General features: G+C 75.6%; 14 protein-coding genes. 5 read left to right on the top strand and 9 right to left on the bottom strand.

Annotated features, from left to right (window positions below; all coding sequences use genetic code 11):
• Window positions 1–7: 7 nt before the first annotated feature.
• The 3 genes from ACIPW5_RS01100 to ACIPW5_RS01090 all read right to left on the bottom strand — a co-directional run bounded on the left by ACIPW5_RS01100 (window position 8) and on the right by ACIPW5_RS01090 (window position 4,526).
• Window positions 8–277: a hypothetical protein gene (locus ACIPW5_RS01100; protein WP_401238579.1), complete on the bottom strand. Its 270-nt coding sequence runs from the start codon at window positions 275–277 to the stop codon at window positions 8–10.
• Window positions 278–576: 299 nt separating this feature from the next.
• Window positions 577–3,945, bottom strand: a complete 3,369-nt coding sequence (locus tag ACIPW5_RS01095; RefSeq protein ID WP_401238576.1) for a DUF4132 domain-containing protein — start codon at window positions 3,943–3,945, stop codon at window positions 577–579.
• 167 nt (window positions 3,946–4,112) lie between these two features.
• The gene (locus tag ACIPW5_RS01090) at window positions 4,113–4,526 is read right to left on the bottom strand and encodes a rodlin (RefSeq protein ID WP_401238574.1); all 414 of its coding nucleotides are present in this window, start codon (window positions 4,524–4,526) and stop codon (window positions 4,113–4,115) included.
• A 260-nt stretch (window positions 4,527–4,786) separates the two neighbouring features.
• Between ACIPW5_RS01090 and ACIPW5_RS01085 the strand changes: the two genes are divergently transcribed.
• Window positions 4,787–6,406, top strand: a complete 1,620-nt coding sequence (locus tag ACIPW5_RS01085; RefSeq protein WP_401238572.1) for a hypothetical protein — start codon at window positions 4,787–4,789, stop codon at window positions 6,404–6,406.
• A complete protein-coding gene (locus ACIPW5_RS01080) occupies window positions 6,394–8,523 on the top strand; it encodes an MMPL family transporter (protein ID WP_401238569.1) in 2,130 nt (709 codons plus the stop codon). Before ACIPW5_RS01085 ends, ACIPW5_RS01080 begins: the two co-directional genes overlap by 13 nt.
• 16 nt (window positions 8,524–8,539) lie before the next feature.
• Here the strand turns inward: ACIPW5_RS01080 and ACIPW5_RS01075 are convergent, their stop codons facing one another.
• The 5 genes from ACIPW5_RS01075 to ACIPW5_RS01055 all read right to left on the bottom strand — a co-directional run bounded on the left by ACIPW5_RS01075 (window position 8,540) and on the right by ACIPW5_RS01055 (window position 13,369).
• Entirely contained in the window at window positions 8,540–9,301 is a 762-nt protein-coding gene (locus tag ACIPW5_RS01075; protein ID WP_401238567.1) for a hypothetical protein, read from the bottom strand.
• 226 nt (window positions 9,302–9,527) lie between these two features.
• Window positions 9,528–10,259 carry a class I SAM-dependent methyltransferase gene (locus tag ACIPW5_RS01070; RefSeq protein ID WP_401238564.1) on the bottom strand — a complete coding sequence of 244 codons (732 nt, stop codon included), beginning with the start codon at window positions 10,257–10,259 and terminating at the stop codon, window positions 9,528–9,530.
• A gap of 46 nt (window positions 10,260–10,305) precedes the next feature.
• Window positions 10,306–10,629 (bottom strand): putative quinol monooxygenase, encoded by a 324-nt coding sequence (locus ACIPW5_RS01065; RefSeq protein WP_401238561.1) that lies wholly within the window; start codon window positions 10,627–10,629, stop codon window positions 10,306–10,308.
• Window positions 10,630–10,675: 46 nt separating this feature from the next.
• The gene (gene dacB, locus ACIPW5_RS01060) at window positions 10,676–12,283 is read right to left on the bottom strand and encodes a D-alanyl-D-alanine carboxypeptidase/D-alanyl-D-alanine-endopeptidase (RefSeq protein WP_401238559.1); all 1,608 of its coding nucleotides are present in this window, start codon (window positions 12,281–12,283) and stop codon (window positions 10,676–10,678) included.
• A 117-nt stretch (window positions 12,284–12,400) separates the two neighbouring features.
• Window positions 12,401–13,369, bottom strand: a complete 969-nt coding sequence (locus ACIPW5_RS01055; RefSeq protein ID WP_401238556.1) for a GlxA family transcriptional regulator — start codon at window positions 13,367–13,369, stop codon at window positions 12,401–12,403.
• A 52-nt stretch (window positions 13,370–13,421) separates the two neighbouring features.
• On the opposite strand from ACIPW5_RS01055, the gene ACIPW5_RS01050 reads away from it, so the two are divergent.
• Window positions 13,422–13,817: a cupin domain-containing protein gene (locus tag ACIPW5_RS01050; protein WP_401238553.1), complete on the top strand. Its 396-nt coding sequence runs from the start codon at window positions 13,422–13,424 to the stop codon at window positions 13,815–13,817.
• 79 nt (window positions 13,818–13,896) lie between these two features.
• Window positions 13,897–14,841 carry an alpha/beta hydrolase fold domain-containing protein gene (locus tag ACIPW5_RS01045; RefSeq protein ID WP_401238551.1) on the top strand — a complete coding sequence of 315 codons (945 nt, stop codon included), beginning with the start codon at window positions 13,897–13,899 and terminating at the stop codon, window positions 14,839–14,841.
• 36 nt (window positions 14,842–14,877) lie between these two features.
• On the opposite strand, the gene ACIPW5_RS01040 is transcribed toward ACIPW5_RS01045, so the two are convergent.
• Complete coding sequence (locus tag ACIPW5_RS01040; RefSeq protein WP_401238548.1) at window positions 14,878–15,885, bottom strand: LacI family DNA-binding transcriptional regulator; 1,008 nt, start codon at window positions 15,883–15,885, stop codon at window positions 14,878–14,880.
• Window positions 15,886–16,435: 550 nt separating this feature from the next.
• Between ACIPW5_RS01040 and ACIPW5_RS01035 the strand changes: the two genes are divergently transcribed.
• Window positions 16,436–17,647: a hypothetical protein gene (locus tag ACIPW5_RS01035; RefSeq protein ID WP_401238545.1), complete on the top strand. Its 1,212-nt coding sequence runs from the start codon at window positions 16,436–16,438 to the stop codon at window positions 17,645–17,647.
• Window positions 17,648–17,650: the final 3 nt, after the last annotated feature.

The raw sequence follows: 17,650 nt of genomic DNA, 5'->3' as shown, positions 1-17,650 counted from the left end.
CCTGCCGTCAGCCCCCGGATCCCGCGAGGAAGTCCCGCAGCCGCCCGTGCTGTTCCCGCAGGATCCGGGCCGGCACCGCGCCGTAGTGCGTGGTGTACGCCTCGCGGTTGCCCGGAAGCTCCTTCCCGGAGGGCAGTACGGACATCAGCTCCTCCTGCGTCAGAGGCTCGGCCCGCGGGGTGCCCGGCGCGGCCCCGGGGCCGCAGGCCGTGCCGACGGTCCCGCAGACCAGCAGGACGACGGCCACCGCCACGGCGCGCGGTCGGCGCGGCACCATGGGAACCCCCTTCGTCGGCGTGCACGCCGTTCTCGACCACCCGCCGACAGCGCCCACCTGCGGGGATGGGCTATAGTTGATCTCGAGCCCGCCGCCGCGGAACACGGCGAACGGGACGATGCGTTGGTGGTCCAAGGAAAGACACCCCACTTCCCGTGGGGGAATGCAGGTGCAAGGCCTGCCCAGCGCTCGATCAAGGCCCCGGCCTCCTCACGGAGACCGGGGCCTTCTTGTCGCCCCCGGAGCGGTGGGCAGGCGCCCGCCCCGGAGGCAGGGGCCTCCGGGGCGGGCGCCGGAACTCACGAGGTCAGTGCGGCCAGATCGGCCAGTACCTCGGAGAGCAGCACCGGGTCGATGTCGGCGAACTTCAGCGGGTACGTCCGGGAGTGCCAGTAGTCGCAGGGTGTGGTGTCGAGCCAGACGGTCTCCAGCGTCTGGTCCGGGAACTCGCCGATCATCCCGACGGCGATGCCCTCCTGGAGGCCGATCACCAGATGGCGCTCCGGTCCCAGCCTGCGGGAGAACCAGCGTTCCACGCCCGCGTCCTGCGGCTCGCCCCGCTCCCAACCGCGGTTCTGCAGCGCGAGCAGCCTGCCCACCGGCACCGTGACGCCCTCGAAGCGGGTGAGCCGCTCGCCGCCCGCCTCCTCCGGGGTCACGGCCATCACCGGCCGGTCGAGCTGCGGGAACGGCTGGACGATCCCCAGCCCGTCGAACAGCCCGGCCCAGGCCGCCGGTCCGTCCCCCAGGCACAGTGGATGGGGCAGGGTGACGACCGCCCCGTCCGCGACCTCGACGCCCCCGCCCGACAGGTCCGCGTACGTCCGCTCCCCGGTGACGCGGAACGGGGTCACCGACCCACCGTCCCGCACCTGCCAGACGAGCCGCCGCACCAGGTGCCACACCAGCGGGTGGGCGACGAACAGCTGCCGGAACTCGGCGCCCGTCCAGGACCGGCCGTCCACCATCGCGGACTCCAGCCGTCGCACCTGGTCCGGTGCGATGGTCCGCAGGTCCTTCTTCAGGGCGGCGAACCGCTTGCGCTCGGCGGGCGCGAGCTCGGCGTCGTCAAGGACACCCGGCTTGGGCAGGTCCTTCAGCCGACGTCCCGCCTCGTCCCGCACGTGCGGGACGAGCTGCTCGTCGAAGCCGACCGTGAACCGGCGCGCCCCGTAGTCCACCACCGTGGCGCCGTCCGCGTCCAGCCCGAGGTCCGGCACCAGTCGGTCCGACAACTGCTCTGCGGTCAGGCTCAGTTCCGCCGCGACCGAGGCGATCTTCTCCTGGGCGCGCAGCTTCAACGCCTTGAACTTCACCCGCTGCGCGATCCCGTGCAGGCTCAGCAGTGCCCGGTCGCTGCCGATGGCCGCGAGGACCTCCAGGCCGTCCACCGCCCGCTGGTGCGCTCCCTCGCCCGGCCAGGCCCGGATCACCGGGGTCAGCGCGCGCACGGTCGCGTCGTCCCCGAACCGGCCCAGCGCGTGCAGGGCCCAGGTCTCCTTGGGCGGCATCCCCGCGAGGCGCCACTGCGTGAACAGCTCCCACACGAAGGCCGTCAGGGACTCCCGCGTGCACAGCTCCCGCACCTGCTCCAGCCCCGGGTACTCCGAGGAGGGCGTGGTCAGCGCGAGCATCGTGACGACGTGCTCCACGGCCGGTACGGGCAGCGCGCCACCCGATTCGACCAGGATCTGCGGGAGCGCCCCCACGGTGGCCCATGCAGCCGCCCGGGGAATCCTGGCCGGCAGCGCGGCGACCAGCGGGTCGACGCCCAGCAGTGCCTCGAGGGCACCGGCGGCCTCCGGCCCGTACGCCGCCGCGGCCTGACGCACCGCGTCGGCGCCGTGTGCCGAGGCGATCACCGACAGGGCCCGCTCGGCGGCGGTCCGCTCCGGCCCGAGGGGACCCAGCGCGTCGGGGACCAGCAGCCGGGCGGCCCCGGCCCCGTGCCGGACGAGCCAGATCCGGGCCGTCTCCCCGGCGGCCTTGAGCCGCACCAGCCAGTCCGCCATCAGCCGGGCCACGTCCCGGTCGAGGAAGGGCAGCAGGACCGGCCCCATCGTCGCCGGGTTGCCGCCCGCCATGCGCAGGGCGACCGGGAGGGCCGCCTCCTCGTGCCGGGCCACGAGCGGCTTGAACAGCGCCGGCCCCTCCTGGATGTAGGAAGGCCCGTGCCATCCGGGCAGCAGCGGCCGGACCTCGTCGAGCGGGCCGTGGACGAACACCGCCAGACTGTTCCACTGGTGGAGCCGGCCCGCCCGGAGCTGATCGACCAGCTGCTCCATCGGAGCGTGGGGCTGCCACCCCGTCAGCCAGGACTCGGCCGCCGCCCAGGACGCGCGCTCGCCCGGCCGCCAGACCACCGCCGTGACCGGCTCGGCCGCCAGGCCGCCGACCACGCGCGGGGTCACGGCCTTGCGCCTGCCCGTCCAGGGCGGGCTGGTCAGCAGCGGCGGCAGCGAGCCTGCGGGCACCTCCTCGACCAGCTCCCGGTGCACGAGCGGCCCGACGGCACCGGCGAGCGGCTCCGCCAGGCCCGGCAGCGCGGCGAGCGCCGACTGCCGGTGCGCGGCCACGTGGGCCTTGAGCAGCAGCCCCGCCGTGGTCGCTGCCCGGCCCGGCCCCACCGAGGCCCCGGCCAGCATGCGCAGCGCGCGGAGCGGCCGGCGCCCCGCAGCGGCGACCAGGGCGGCGCGCACGTACTTGTTCTCGACGCGGTCGAGGAGCAGGCCGAAGGCCTCGTCCGTGGGCAGCTCGGCGAGGGCTCCGGCCAGTCTCCTGACGTCGTCGGCGTCGGAGTTCTCCCGGTCGAGGTCGGCCGCCAGCCAGGGGGCCACGGCCGCACCGATGCCCTCGGCCGCCGAGGCGATGACGGCCGGGTTCCAGCCGGACCAACTCAGGTCCACCCGGTCGCCGAACAGGGCGGCCTGGCGCGCGGACCCCAGGGAGCACACCAGCAGCTCCCGCACGGGACGCTCGTGGTGCTCGCGCGTGGCGGGGTCCGCGCAGCAGTCGTCCACCCACCCCTGCTCCGTGGGGACGAGGAATGCGGTCGCCACACGCCGGCGAGCGCTCCGCCGGTGGCGGGCCAGCACCTCCACCGTGGCACGGTAGGTTTCCTCGTCGGTGACACTGAGCAGGGCGCGGACCCGTTGCAGGACGGGGACGGCCTCGTGCCGCCTCCAGCCGTTGCCCTCGTCCTCGGGACGGAAGCCGATGCCCTCGACGACGCTCCGGCTGCGCTGCACCGCGGACGTGGTGCACAGCTCCAGCGCCTCGACGGCGGCACGGGCCGCGAAGGGCAGTCCGTGCACCACCGCCCAGGCGTCCGCGATCGTGCCGGCCCGGCCGGCCCGCACGGGCAACGCCTCCGCCAGCACGGCGGCGCCCAGGGGGCTGGGGCTCCCCGACTGGTGGGCGCGGGCCGCCCCCACCGCCTCGGGCTCGCTCTTCGGCGCGTCGAGGGCCCGCTCGACCGTCTCGGCATCGGCTTCGAACCACTCGCGCAGCCGCGCCGGTGCCTCCCTGTCGACGGGCGGTACCTCCACGGGGACCCCGCCGCGCCGCGGATGCAGATTCCGCTTCCAGTCCTCGGGCAGGACGAAGACGTCCTCACCCCCTGGTACAGCGGCCGTCCCGGGCCCGTCGACGTGCTCCCCGCGCCCCATGGCGCCCTCCCCTTGTTCACGAACCGGTCGGTCGAACAGTAGGCGCCACCACTGACAACCGGCCGGGGAGGGGGGCCGGGGGAGCGGCCCCGAACATGCGGACGGGCCGGTCCCGGGCGTTCGTGCGGACGCCCGCGACCGGCCCGCCCAGCGGCGGAAGCCGAGGGTCAGCTGCCGGCGGAGAGGTTGCCGGAGAGGACCGGGATGTTGCTGAGGATGTGCGAGAGCGGCTCGTCGCCCTTGGCCTGGGTGGAGTTCTCGGTGCACTGCTGGTTCTGCGGGTTGGCGAGGACGTTGACGTCCTGGACGCCGACGTTCGCGATCACCGCGAGCAGCGACTGGGCGTTGACCTTGACCGGCAGGCCGATGCAGGGCTTGTTCAGGGTGCCCTGGATGGCGCTGAGCTGCGGGCTCATGTCACCGGTCGACTTCTGGTTGCCGTAGATCTGCTGGGCGCCGTTGCCGTTGACGGTGTTGATCCCGTTGTCGTTGCCGATGGCCATGGCCGGGGCGGCGACGGCGGCACCCGCGCCGACGGCGGCGGCGGTGGCTGCTGCGGTGACCATCATCTTCTTCAGCATTCGAGAACTTTCCTTCGCTGTAGCCGAAACGAGCCCCGGATCGGGGAGTTCGTGCTGGTAACGGGAGCGCGGCCGGGGACGTGGCGGTGCGTCACCCGAATGGCAGAGCGGCCGCCCGCGGGCCGCGGATCCCGGGACGCCGACCGGGTGCCAGGTGCCCCGGACACCGCCACACCGGCCGCCGGCCGTCGTTGGTACGTGCGGCCCTCCACCGCCGTTCCTCCCACGACCCCCACGCGCCGCCACGACCGGAGCCGCCCATGACCTCTGTCGCCCTGACCCGGCGGGCCCCGGTCGCCGTACCCCGCGCCCTGCGGGCGGCCGTGGCGGCGACCGGCTGCGCGCTGCCGCTGTACGCCGTCTGGGCGGCGGCCCTCGCCACCGGGGGAGGGGACCTCGCCGCCCAGGGCGCATGGGCGGACTTCGCCGCCCGCCACCCGGGCTCCGCCTACGACCTCGCCTGGCACGGCGGGCTCCACACCGCCGCCTACAGCCTCGTGTCCCCGTACGCCATGGCCGTCTTCGGGGTGGTGCCCGTTACCGTGGCGGCCGGCCTGACCGCCACCTGGCTCGCCGGACTGCTCTGCGCCCGCTCCGGAATCCGGAGGCCCGAAGGGCCCGCGCTGGCGGCGGCCCTCGCCCTGTGGTGCCAGGCGGCCTCCGGGCGCACGACCTTCGTCCTGGGCACGGCCTTCGCCCTCGCCGCCCTGCCGGCCGCCCTCCCCAGGACACCCCCCGGGGCCGGGCGGCTCGCCGGCACCGCCCTGTGCGCCGCCCTCTCGGCCATGGCCAGCCCCGTCGCCGGACTGTTCCTCGCCCTCACCGGCACCGCCCTGCCGCCCGCACCCCGGCGCCGGGCCGTCGCGGCCGCCCTGCTCGTACCGCCCTGCGCCGTCCTCGCCCTGACGTCCCGGTTCTTCCCCTTCCAGGGCGAACAGCCCATGCCCCCGGAGCGGATCTGGCCCCCGCTGCTGACGGCACTGGCCGTCCTCGGGGCCGCGCCGCCCGCCTGGCGGTGGGTCAGGCGCGCCACCGCCCTGTACGCGGCGGCCGTCCTGCTCACGTACGCCGTCCCCTCCCCGATGGGGACCAACGTCGAACGGCTCGCCGGCCTCGCCGCACCCGCCCTCCTGCTCGCCGCCGCCGCGACGGCCACCGGCCGCGCACGCCGCGCCCCGGCCGCGGCCGGCCTCGCCCTCTGCCTGCTCTGGTCCGGCGGCAACACGGCCGCCCACCTCCGCGACACCGTCCCGGTCCCCGCCTGGGCCGCCGACACCGACGGGGTCCTCGCGGAACTCGGCCGGCTCGGAGCCGGCCGCACCCGGGTGGAGGCCGTCATGGCGCGCAGCCACCGCGAGGCCGCCCTCCTCGCCCCCCACGTCACCCTGGCGCGCGGCTGGAACCGGCAGGCGGACGTGGAACGCGGCCGCCTCTTCTACCGGGACGGCGGCCTCACCCCCGCCGCCTACCGCGCCTGGCTCGACCGGTGGGCCGTGGGCCTCGTCGTGGTCCACGACGGCCCGCCCGACGCCGCCTCCGAGGCCGAACGCGCCCTCGTCGCCCGCGGACCCGCGTACCTGGAGCCGGTGTGGCACGACCGCCACTGGCGGATCTACCGCGTCCGGGACGCCGTCCCCCTCGTCGACCCGCCCGCCGCCGTACGGAGCTCCGACGCGGCCGCGCTCACCGTCCGGATGCCCCGCCCCGGCACGGTGACCGTACGGATCCTCGACTCGCCCTGGCTGACGGCGGACACCGGATGCCTCGAACCGGTACGGGGCACCCGCGACCACGGCTTCGTCCGGCTGACCGTACGCCGCCCGGGCGACGTCACCATCGGCTCCGGCTACCTCTCCGAAGGCCGCCGGTGCGCACCCTGAACGCCCTGCCGGCCCGCCTCGCCCTGGTCTGCGTACGCCGGCACCGCCTCGTCCTGCTGCTGTGGCTGCTGCTCCTCGCCGCCGGGGCGGCCGCCGCCGGACCGGTCGCGGACGCCCTGGACCGGCGGCCCTGGAGCGTGGCCCCGCACGAGTCGGTGCGGGGCGGCCGGCTGCTGGACGGCGTCCGCGCCCACGGGGGCCAGATCGACGCCGTGGTCTCCGGCCCCCCGGTGACCGGCCCCGCCCTCCGGCGGGAACTGGCCGCCGCGCGCCGGGACCTGGCCGCCCTCCCCGGAGTCCACGGCGTCACCCCCCTCACCGCAGGGGCGTACGCCGCCGACGGCCGGGCGGCCCTGCTTTCCGTACGCCTGGACCGCGCCCTGGCCGGGGAGGACCGGCGGCGCTGCGAACGGGCCGTGGAAGCCCGGCTGCGCGCGGTCGGCCGGGCCCGGCCCGGCGTCGCGGTGGCCCTCGGCGGCAGCGACCGGGCCCGCGCCGAGGTGGCGCGCCGGACCCTGGCCGACACCCGGCGCGCCGAGCTGATCACCCTGCCGGTCACCCTGGTCGTGGTGTACCTCCTCTTCGGCGGCCTGGTGGCGGCCGCCGTGCCGCTGGTCGCGGCCGTCGCCGCGGCCGGCACCGGGATGCTCTGGCTCCTGCTGCTGTCGCGCTGGTACGACCTGACCTCCCCGGTGCTGTCCACCACCACGATGCTCGGCCTGGGCCTGGCCGTGGACTACTCCCTGCTCACCGTCGGGCGGTTCCGGGAGGAGCTCGCCGCCGGCCACGGCGTCCCGGAGGCGGTGGTGCGGACCATGGGCAGCGCGGGCCGCTCGGTGCTGTTCGCCGCACTGGTCGTCGCCGCCGCCCTCAGCGGGCTGGCCGCCTTCCCGAGCGACTTCTACGCCTCCGTCGGCCTGGCCGCGGCGGGCACCGTCCTGCTGTCGCTCGCCGCCGCGGTCACCCTGACCCCCGCGCTGCTCGTGGCGTGCGGTGCGCGGATCGGGGCCCGGGCCCGCCGCGAGGCCGACGAGGGCGCCTTCGCCGCGCTGGCCCGCTGGACCCGCCGCCGGGCGCCGGCCGTCGCGGCCGGCGCGGGGATCCTGCTGCTGGCCGCCGCCGCGCCGTTCCTGCGGGTCCACCTCGTCAGCCCGGTCGGCGAACTGCAACTCCCGCCGGGCAGCGAGGCCCGGCGCTTCGCCGACCTGGTCGCCGAGCGGTTCCCCCAGCACCGGCCCGACGCCGTCGTGGTCGTGGCCCGCACCGACCCGTCCCGGCTGACGGCGTGGGCGGGGCGCTTCGCGGATGCCCCGCAGGTGCAGCGCGTCGAACCCGCCGCCGCCGCGGGCCCGGGGGTCGCCGTCGCCCGCCTCGTACCGGTGCCCGACGCGGACGCGGCCCACGCCACCCGCCTGGTGGAGCTCCTGCGGGCCGACCGGCCGCCGGACTTCGCCGTCCTGGTGACCGGACGGGCCGCGCTCGACGCCGACTTCAGGGCCGAGGTCGTCGAGCACGCGCCCCGCGCCGCCGCCCTGATCGCCCTGACCAGCTACGTCCTGCTGCTGGCGATGACCGGCTCGGTCCTGCTGCCGCTCAAGGCGATCGTGATGAACACCCTGTCCCTCGGCGCCTCGTTCGGCGCGCTCGTCCTCGTCTTCCAGGACGGCTGGTGCGCCGGGATCCTGGGCGTCCACACCCTGGGCGGACTGGGCTACTGGCTGCCGGTGGTCGTCTTCGCCCTGGCCTTCGGACTGTCCATGGACTACGAGGTGTTCCTGCTCTCCCGCATCCAGGAGGCGTACCGCGCCGGAGCCGGCAACGACCTCGCCGTGGAGGCGGGCGTACAGCGCTCCGCGCGGATCATCAGCTCCTCGGCGCTGCTCATGTGCATCGTCTTCACGGGCTTCGCGACGGGGGAGGTGCTGGTGATGAAGCAGCTGGCGACCGCCCTGACCCTGGTGGTCGTGGTGGACGCCACCCTGGTGCGCTGCCTCCTGGTCCCCGCGACCATGACCCTCCTCGGCCGCGCCAACTGGTGGTGCCCCCGCGCCTTCCGCCGCCCCCGCCCGCCGGTCCGGGAGGAGGCCGCCGCGCCGCGGGAGGAGGTGGCGGTGTGACGTACCGCCCTGCCGCTCAGCGGTACTCCTTCCAGGGCAGCGGCCCCTCGCCGTGGTAGTGCCCGTGCCCGAGTTCCTCCATCGGGCAGGGCCGGAACCCGTCCACCGTCCGGGGATCGCCCGCCAGGAAGGCCCGTACGATCCGGCCGGCCTGCACGGCGGGGTCCTCGTCGGTGACCGCCGCCCCCATGCCGAACTCCTCGGCGAGCCGGTACCCGCCGTCGGGATCCTGCTCGTTGCGGAAGAAGTAGACCAGCACCTGCCCGGGGCGCCGCGGGTCCGTCCACACGTGGCCGAGTTCGCACGACCAGCGCTCCAGCCACCCGGTCTCGCCGCGCAGCCCGTCGAGCACCAGCCGCGCGACCGTCTGCGCGGGCCACTCCCAGCCGCCGTCCCGGCGGGCGCGCTCCAGTTCGGCGTCGTACCGGGCGGCGTCGAAGCGGTACTCGGGCAGCCGGGGAACCCCTTCGCCTGCCGTCCGCCAGCTCCACACGACCGTGCCGCCGTCCCGCCGCAGCGTGAGGTGCAGCAGGTCGTGGCAGCCGCACCACCTCTCCGCGAAGACCACCGCGTGCGGCCTCTCGCCCACCGCCAGCGGCCCGTCGGGCACCAGCCAGTCCCGGGGATCGCCGCACCGGGCGTCGTACTCCGCGTCCTCGAAGGCCTCCTCGATCACGTCCACCCCGTCGATCAGCGGGCGGACCTCCAGATCCTCGTACGGCCCGAGCGACGGGTCGTTCCGGACGTACAGCCGCAGCACGTTCAATTCCCTGGTCACCGGACCAGGCTGACGTCCTGCCGCCCCGGACGCCACACGGTTTTCCCGGCCCCCCGGGTGCCGTATAGTTGATCTCGAGCCCGCCGCCGCGGAACACGGCGAACGGGACGATGCGTTGGTGGTCCAAGGAAAGACACCCCACTTCCCGTGGGGGAATGCAGGTGCAAGGCCTGCCCAGCGCTCGATCAAGGCCCCGGCCTCCTCACGGAGACCGGGGCCTTTCGCGTCACCGCACGGCCACACCGAGCCTGACGGTGTAGTGCTCGCGGAGCAGGCCGTCCGGGAAGAGGCTGAGCAGCCGGGCGCGTTCGGCGGCCAGGAAGGCGTCCGCGCCCGGCTCGCCCACCAGGAAGAGCGAATGCGTGGACAGCTTCCCGAGGTGGGCCTCGACGGAGATCCGGCGCGACCAGTGCAGGCGCCGGGCGGTGAAGCGCAGGCCGGGCAGCGAACGGGCCGGCTCGTTGACGTACCAGCCGGGGCCGAAGTGCTCCTCGATGCGCGCCTGCTGCTCGGCGATCCACTCCACGTCCGTGTCGGGGTCGTTGGACCAGACGGCCAGCGCACCCCCGGGCCGCAGGACGCGCAGCGCCTCGGGGCCGGCCAGGCCGGGGTCCGTCCAGTGCCAGGACTGGGCGTAGGCCAGCAGGTCGGTGCCCGCCGTGGCCAGCGGCAGCCGGTCGCCGTCGCCGCGGACCAGCGGGATCCCGGGATTGCGGCGACGGAACTCGGCGGCCATGCCCTCGGCCGGCTCCACCGCCACCACCCGGGCCCCGCGGGCGTGCAGCAGCGCGCTCGCGATGCCCGTTCCCGCGCCGACGTCGGCGACCCGGGCGCCGGCCAGCGGGAAGCCGGCCAGTTCCTCGACGGCGTCGAAGAGCGCGGCCGGGTAGGCGGGCCGGTGTGCGGCGTAGCGGGCCGCCGCGGAACCGAACGAACGAGCACGGGATCCGGTCGTCATGCGGTCCATCATGGACCGCCGGTCAAGAGGCCCCCGCCGGCCGGGCTCAGTCGACCTGGAGCTCGCCCATCCGGCTCCAGCCGGTGGCGCCCTCGATGGTGGTGCTGACGATCTCGGGCGTACGGGTGACCAGCGGACGCATCGTCTCCAGGGCCTCGGCGAAGTGCTCGGAGGTGACGTGCGCCTCGGCCGCGTCGTCCTGGAACGCCTCGCACAGGACGTAGGTGTCGGGCTCCTCCAGGCTGCGGGACCACTCGAACCACAGGTTGCCCGGCTCGGCCCGGGTGGCGCGGGTGAACTCCGCGACCTTCTCCGGCCACTGGTCCACGTATGCGGGCTTGACGGCGAATTTCACCACAATGAAGATCATTCAGCCATTGTAGGCACGGGCCCGGCGGCGGCCGCCCGGCACCCGGTCAGGGCGATTCCTGGAGGTAGGCGGCGATCCGGGCCAGGTCGTCGGCGATGCCCACCACCTCCTCGGGGTCGGCGGTCGCGGTCATCGCGCCCGTCACCCCCGCGTAGAAGAGGTCGAAGCGCCCGCCGCCCTTGTCCAGGTAGCCGGCGATGGTGATGGCGCCCACCGACAGCCGGTCGTTGAGGAGGTCGCCGCCGACCGCCGCACCGGTCTTCGCGAAGACCTTGCCGCGCGCCGGGCAGTCGCGGCAGTTCAACGCCAGCAGCCCGTCGACCCCGAGGATCGGCAGCGCCTCCCGGAACCGCCGTGCGTCCGGCGTGCCCTGCCAGTACGCCAGCATCTGCACCAGGGCCCGGGGCGTGACCCGGTCGGCGGGGTTGCCGCCGCGGCCGTCCATCAGCGCCACCTGCTCGCGGTCCACGCCCGCCCGGTCCAGGAACGCGGCGAGCACGGGGAAGCCGGCGGTGCACTGCCGGCTGCCGGCGGTGACGGCCAGCAGGCAGACGTCGAGGTTGGCGCCCAGGTTGTGACTGACCTTCAGGATCAGCTTCGCGTACTGCTCGTACGGGGGCGAGGTGTACGCGGCCACCCGCGGCCGCCCCGCGTAGTCGCGCGGCAGCCGGGCCACCGGGTTGGGCCCCGTCGCGGCGGCGCCGACCTCCACCCCGGCCCGGCCGAGCGCCTTGATGAGCGCCGTCCGGCCGAAGGCCGCCGGGTCGGCGATCGGGGAGGTGCGCAGCAGCGGCCGGGCGTCGGCGGCGATGGTGCCGGACAGCCGGATGCGGGTGCCGCCGGCGTCGGCCGTCACCGTGATGTCCGTGGGCTCCCCGGCCGCGACGGTCTTCACCGTCGAGGTGACCTCGTACGGGGCGACCTTGGGCCGCCAGTCCAGCCGGGCGTCCGCACCCGCCCGGTCCCCGGGGGTGGTCAGCAGGTCGACGAGGTTGTCGTTGACGATGAGGGGGGTCGGTACGGGGTCGAGCTCCGGATCGGGGGCGAACAGCCGGCTGTCGACGACTACGTCGCCCTCGACGCGGGTGATGCCCGCCCCGCGGACCTGCCGGGCCAGCTCCTCGATCCCGGCGAGGGGGTTCTCCGGGGTGAGGGTGGCACCGGGGAAGTCGTTGGCGTAGGTGTGGTCGAGGTCCGTGTACGCGACCGTCCCGTCGGGCCGGGTCCGGCCGCCGAGGGTGAGGTCGCCCTGGGCGACGAGGTCGAGGTCGCCGGCCAGGGTGGACCCGGTCCGCCGCCCGACCGCGTAGAGGGGCGTCGTGAAGCGGTGGTCCGGGCCGAGGACCTGCCAGGTGGCGGATACGGGGAAGAGCTTCGCGGTGGAGCCGGGTATGAAGAACTGCCCGGGGAACAGGTCGTGCACCACCCGGCCGCCGCCGGGCCCGGTCTGCAGCAGCCCCCACTGGGCGTGGCGGTACTCGGGCCCCCGCATGATCTCCGTGATGCGGGGGTCGAGGCCGTCCTCCGCGGACGGCGCGGGCGACGGCGAGGGCTCGGCCCGGGCGCCCGTGCCCGGGGCGAGCGCCACCAGCAGCAGGGCCGCGCAGCAGCCGGCGACCCGGCGCCGCAGCGCCACGGGCAGGATCGGATTCACGGCGCGCTCCGTTCGTCGCAGCCGCCTCCGCAGCGGCCCGAGCCCCGTCAACAGCGTGCCACGCCCCCCTGCGGCCCGCACGTCACCCTGTTGCCGCAACGGGGGGAGGAGGCTCGCTCAGCCGGCTGCCGGGCCGAACCGCCGCCTGTACGCGGACGGGGTGATGCCCGTACCCCGGCGCATCAGGGCCCGCAGGTTGGCGGCGGTGCCGAGCCCGCTGTGCCGGGCGACCAGCTCCATGCGGGACTCGCCCCGCTCGATCAGCCGGCAGGCCAGGGCGAGCCGCTCCGCCGTGAGCCAGGCCAGCGGCGTCGTGCCCAGCTGCGCCCGGAAGCGGCGGTGCAGGGTCGCGGGGCTGACCGCCGCGCGGGCGGCCAGAGCGGCGACCGTGAGCGGAGCGTCCAGCCGCTCCTGGGCCCAGGCCAGCACCGGCGCCAGGGACTCGTCGGGCAGGTCGGGCACCGGCCGCTCCACGAACTGCCGCTGGCCGCCGTCCCGGTGGGCCGCGAAGACCAGCCGCCGGCTGACCGCGCCCGCGACCTCCGCGCCGTGGTCACGGCGGACCAGGTGCAGGCCGAGGTCGAGCGCGGCCGCGCTCCCGGCGGCGGTGAGGATGTCGCCGTCGTCCACGAACAGCACGTCGGGCTCCAGGCGGACGGAGGGGAACCGGGCCCGGAAGGAGTCCGCCCACTGCCAGTGCGCGGTGGCCCGGCGGCCGTCGAGCACTCCGGCCTCGGCCAGGGTGAAGGCGCCGCTGCAGAAGCCCACCAGGCGGGCGCCGCGCGCGTGCGCCCGCCGGACGGCGTCCAGCACGGCGGGACGGCGGGGCACCTCGGTGTCGGGGCGGTTGGGGACGATCAGGGTGTCCGCCGCATCGGCGGCTTCCAGTCCGGCCACCCCCGTGAGCGTGAAGAACCCGTCGCGCATCGGCGTGCGGGGGGTGGGGGAGCAGAGGGTGAACGCGTAGAGGTCACGGCCGATCTCCGGCCGGCGCAGTCCGAAGACCTCGGTCGCGCAGCCGAGTTCGAAGGGGTTGGAGTTCTCGTCGACGATCACGACGACCCGGTGCGAGGATTCTTTCGCCATGTGCGATTCCTAGCACTCACCCCGGAGCCGCGGTACCGCGCAGCATGGGCCCATGAACAACGAACCCGTGTCCCTGGCCAAGGCCCTGGCCTCCTTCGACGCCCTGTGGAGCCCGCGCATCGTCACGCGCGTCAACGACTACGACGTCCGCATCGCGAAGGTCGAGGGCGAGCACGTCTGGCACGCCCACGACGACACCGACGAGTTCTTCCTGGTGCTCGAAGGAGAGCTGCGCATCTCCCTGCGCGAAGCGGGCGGCGAGCGCACGGTCCTGCTCCCGCGCGGGGCGGCCTTCACCGTCCCCCGGGGTACGGAGCACAGGCCGTCCGCGCCGTCGGGAGCGGCCATCCTCATGTTCGAACCCACCGGGACCCCGACCGTGGGCGACCGCCACGAGGAGGTCCCCGACCACGTGGACGCCACGACCGGGCACCCCCTGGACGGCTGAGGCGGGGCTGGCTACAGTCCGGTGTTACACGTGTAACTCGGACAGGAGCCGGCAGCAGCTCCGCACGAAAGGGCCCGCAATGACGCAATCGCACCCGGCCGAGCCCGACCTGACCTGGCCGCCGCCCCCCTTCCGGGAGCCGGTGCCGCCCGTGGTCGCCGAGGACGGCGTACGCCACTTCGACGGGGTCACCTACGCCACCCGGCCGGGCTACCGCCCGCGGCTGCTGGACGTCCGGGTGCCCGCCGGAGTGCCGGGCCCCGTCCCGGCCGTGGTCTGGATCCACGGCGGCGGCTGGCTGGAGGGCGACCGGCGCTACCCGCCGCCGACCGTCCCCGCCGGACTGCTCCACGGCACGGTGCTGGCGGCCGGGCTCGCCCTGGTCTCCGTCGACTACCGGCACAGCCTCGAAGCCCCCTTCCCGGCGCAGCTGCACGACGTGAAGGCCGCCATCCGCTACGTCCGCAGGTTCGCCGGCTCCTTCGGCATCGACCCGGACCGGATGGCCGTCTGGGGCGAGTCCGCGGGCGGCCACCTCGCCGCCCTGGCGGGCCTGACGGGCCCGCACACGCCCGGCGCCGCCGCCCTGGAGGGAACCGAGGGCGTCGGCGCCGGCGACACCTCGGTCCGGGCCGTCGTCGACTGGTACGGGGTGTCCGACCTGGTCTCCCTGCGCGGGCACCCCCTGCCGCCCGTGCCGCCGGGCGTGGAGTTCCCCGACCCCTACGACGCGCTGCTGGGCGGCACCGACGAGGAGCGGCCGGCGCTGGCCCGTGCCGCGAGCCCGGTGACGTACGCCGCCGGCGGGTCCGGCGCCCCGCCGTTCCTGCTGGTCCACGGCACGCGCGACGGACTGGTCCCCTACGGCCAGAGCGAGGCGCTGCACGCGGCGCTGCACGCGGCCGGCGGGGAGAGCGTGCTGGAGCCGGTGGAGGGCGCCGACCACATCTTCCTCGGCGCCCCGGACGTCGCCCCGATCGTCACCCGCAGCGTGGCCTTCCTGGCCCGCCACCTGGACGCCTGACCGGGCCGCCCGGCGGCGCGTGCCGGCCGCCGGGCCTCAGGAGGACCGGCGGTGCACCAGTACCGCCTCGATGCCGGGAACCCGCGGTGCCGTGCCCTGCGCGACCAGCGCGTGCAGGGCGTCCGCCACGGACGCGGCGGACGGCAGCTCCAGCGCGACGCTGGTCAGCGCGGGCCGCTGCAGCGCCGACAGCACCAGGTCGTCACAGCCCACGACGGCCACCTCGTCCGGTACCCGGATCCCCTCGGCCAGCAGGGCGTGCATCAGCAGGGCCGCGTACTCGTCGTTGTACGCGAAGACGCCGTCCAGGCCGAGCTCCCGCCACCGGCGGGCCAGCGCCGTCGCGGACTCCCGGGTGTAGGCCAGCTCGACGGGCGTGACGGTCGCCGGGTGCCGCGCGGCGACCTGCTCGGCGCCGGCCAGCCGCGGCCGGGCCAGGGCGTCGAGGCCGCGCTCGCGCGGGATGACCACGCCGATCCGGGTCCGGCCCCGGGCGACGAGGTGCGCGGCCGCGGTCGCGCCGACGGCGGTGTGGTCGAAGGCGATGGTGTGGACCCCGTCCACGGGGTGCGAGGCGAACGCCAGCACCCCGCGCACCCCCGCCCGGCGCAGCACCTCGGCCGCCCGCGCGGTGAGCCGGTCGCCGTCGAGGGAGAGCACCGCGGCCGGCCGCAACTCGGCCCAGGCGCGGGCGGCTTCGACCGGATCGCCGAAGCGGCCGGCGTGCATCACGGTGGTGTAGCCGTGCCGCTCCAGCTCGCTGACCAGAGCGTCCACCCACTCGCTCACCAGGCGCCCGACCGCCGAGACGGAGGCGGGCAGCAGCACCAGATTGCTGCGGCCGGCGCGCAGGGACCGGGCGGCCGCGTTCGGCACGTAGCCGAGCTGCGCGGCGGCGGCCAGTACCCGCGCCCGGGTGTCCTCGCCGACCCGGTGGCCCTGGGTGTCGTTGAGCACGAAGGAGACGGTGGCGCGCGACACCCCCGCCAGGCGGGCGACGTCCGTACTCGTGGCCGACGCGGGGGCCGACGCCTCTCTGGTCATGGTGTGCTCCAACGCCCTCGGCAGCCCGGTGCGGCCCTTCCGTTCGAGGTTACACGAGTCAAACCCGGCGCCCCCGGCGGCCGGACCATCCGGTCGCCCCCTCGGCCGGCCCGGCTGCGTTCCCCTCGTGACCACGCCCCCAGGCCGTCGGCACCGGTGGCCGGCCGGGCTGAAGGTCCCTCACATCCCCTCGCTCCGCGCGGCGAAGCCGCGGTAGCGGAGCTTCCTGTTTCGTGGGCTATAGTTGATCTCGAGCCCGCCGCCGCGGAACACGGCGAACGGGGCGATGCGTTGGTGGTCCAAGGAAAGACACCCCACTTCCCGTGGGGGAATGCAGGTGCAAGGCCTGCCCAGCGCTCGATCAAGGCCCCGGCCTCCTCACGGAGACCGGGGCCTTCCTGCTGTCCCGCACCCGCACCCGGGGCGGAGTAGCTCCGGGTGCGGGGGCCGGGGGTGGTCGACAGAATGATCGTGGAGCACGGCACCCCGCAGGGCCCCCGGTTCGCGCCGGCCGTGCCGTGGCGCCGACGGGACGATCGCGGGGCTGGAGATGGCGGGAGCGACCCGGCCGGCGGGCCGTGACTGGCGGCACGGCCTGCTGCCCCCGGCCGCCGCCTGGCTGGTCGCGAACCTCCTCACCTGGGCCGTCGCCAGGGCGTCCGTCGCCGGCGACGGCTCCCCGGTGGCGTACTGGTCGACCGGTGGCCGCACCCGCTGGGACTCCGCCCACTACCTGTCCATCGCCGAGACCGGCTACGAGATGTTCCGCTGCCGGGAGCGCTACCCGGACTTCCCCGACGTCATCTGCGGGAACGTCGCCTGGTTCCCCGGCTATCCGATGGCGGTCCGGGCGGTCTCCGCCACCGGGCTCTCCTACGAGCTGTCCGCCGCCGTCGTCACCGAGCTCTGCCTGCTGGGCATGTTCGCGGTCCTGTGGTGGCTGCTCGGCGCCCGGCTCACCCGGGCCACCGGCCTCACCCTCGCCATCGGCACGGTGTTCCCGGGCGGCGTCTACTTCCACGCCCTGTTCCCCCTCTCCACCGCCACCCTCGCCCTGCTGGTCTGCGTCGCCGGGGTCAAACGCGGCTCGTGGGCCCTCGCCGCCGCCGGCGGCTTCGCGGCGGCCGCCTGCCACCCCGTCGGCGCCGTCGCCGTCGGACTGCTGCTGCTGAGCGCCCTCTTCGCGTGGCGCGGCGACACCCGGCCGGTCCGGTTCGCCAAGGCCGGCGCGGCGGCGGCCGTCTCCGGCTGCGGCGTGCTCTGGGCCAAGTGGCTGATGTGGCAGGCGACCGGCCGCTGGGACGCGTACGAGGCCATCCAGGAGTCCAGCTACGGACAGGGCGGCGTGCACCAGCCGTTCGACGAGATGGCCCGGGCCTACCGCTTCCCGTTCAAGGACTGGTACCGGCCGCAGGGACACCTCCCCTGGCTGGTCGAGCACGGGCTCGACGCCCACCGGACGCAGCTCTGGCTCGACACCGCCTTCGTGCTCCTCGTCCTGGCGACGGCCGCCACCCTGCTCGTCCGCGGCCGCGGGCTCGACGCGGGGGAGTGGGCCGCGGCCGTCCTGACGGCGGCGGTCTTCCTCGTCCCGTTCCTCGCCGGCGCGGAGATGTCCTGGTACCGCAACCACGCGCAGATGTTCACCGGGCTCCTGCTGGTCGCCCGCCTGCCCGGACGGGTCCAGGTGCCGCTGCTGGCCTGCTGCGCGGCCCAGTACGCCCTGCTCGGGGCGATGTTCTTCTCCGGGGTGCTGGTGTGACCC

Origin of the sequence: Streptomyces sp. NPDC090077 (assembly GCF_044747545.1) — a bacterium.
In the GTDB taxonomy this organism is placed as follows: domain Bacteria; phylum Actinomycetota; class Actinomycetes; order Streptomycetales; family Streptomycetaceae; genus Streptomyces.
This window is presented reverse-complemented; position numbering and strand designations above follow the sequence as displayed.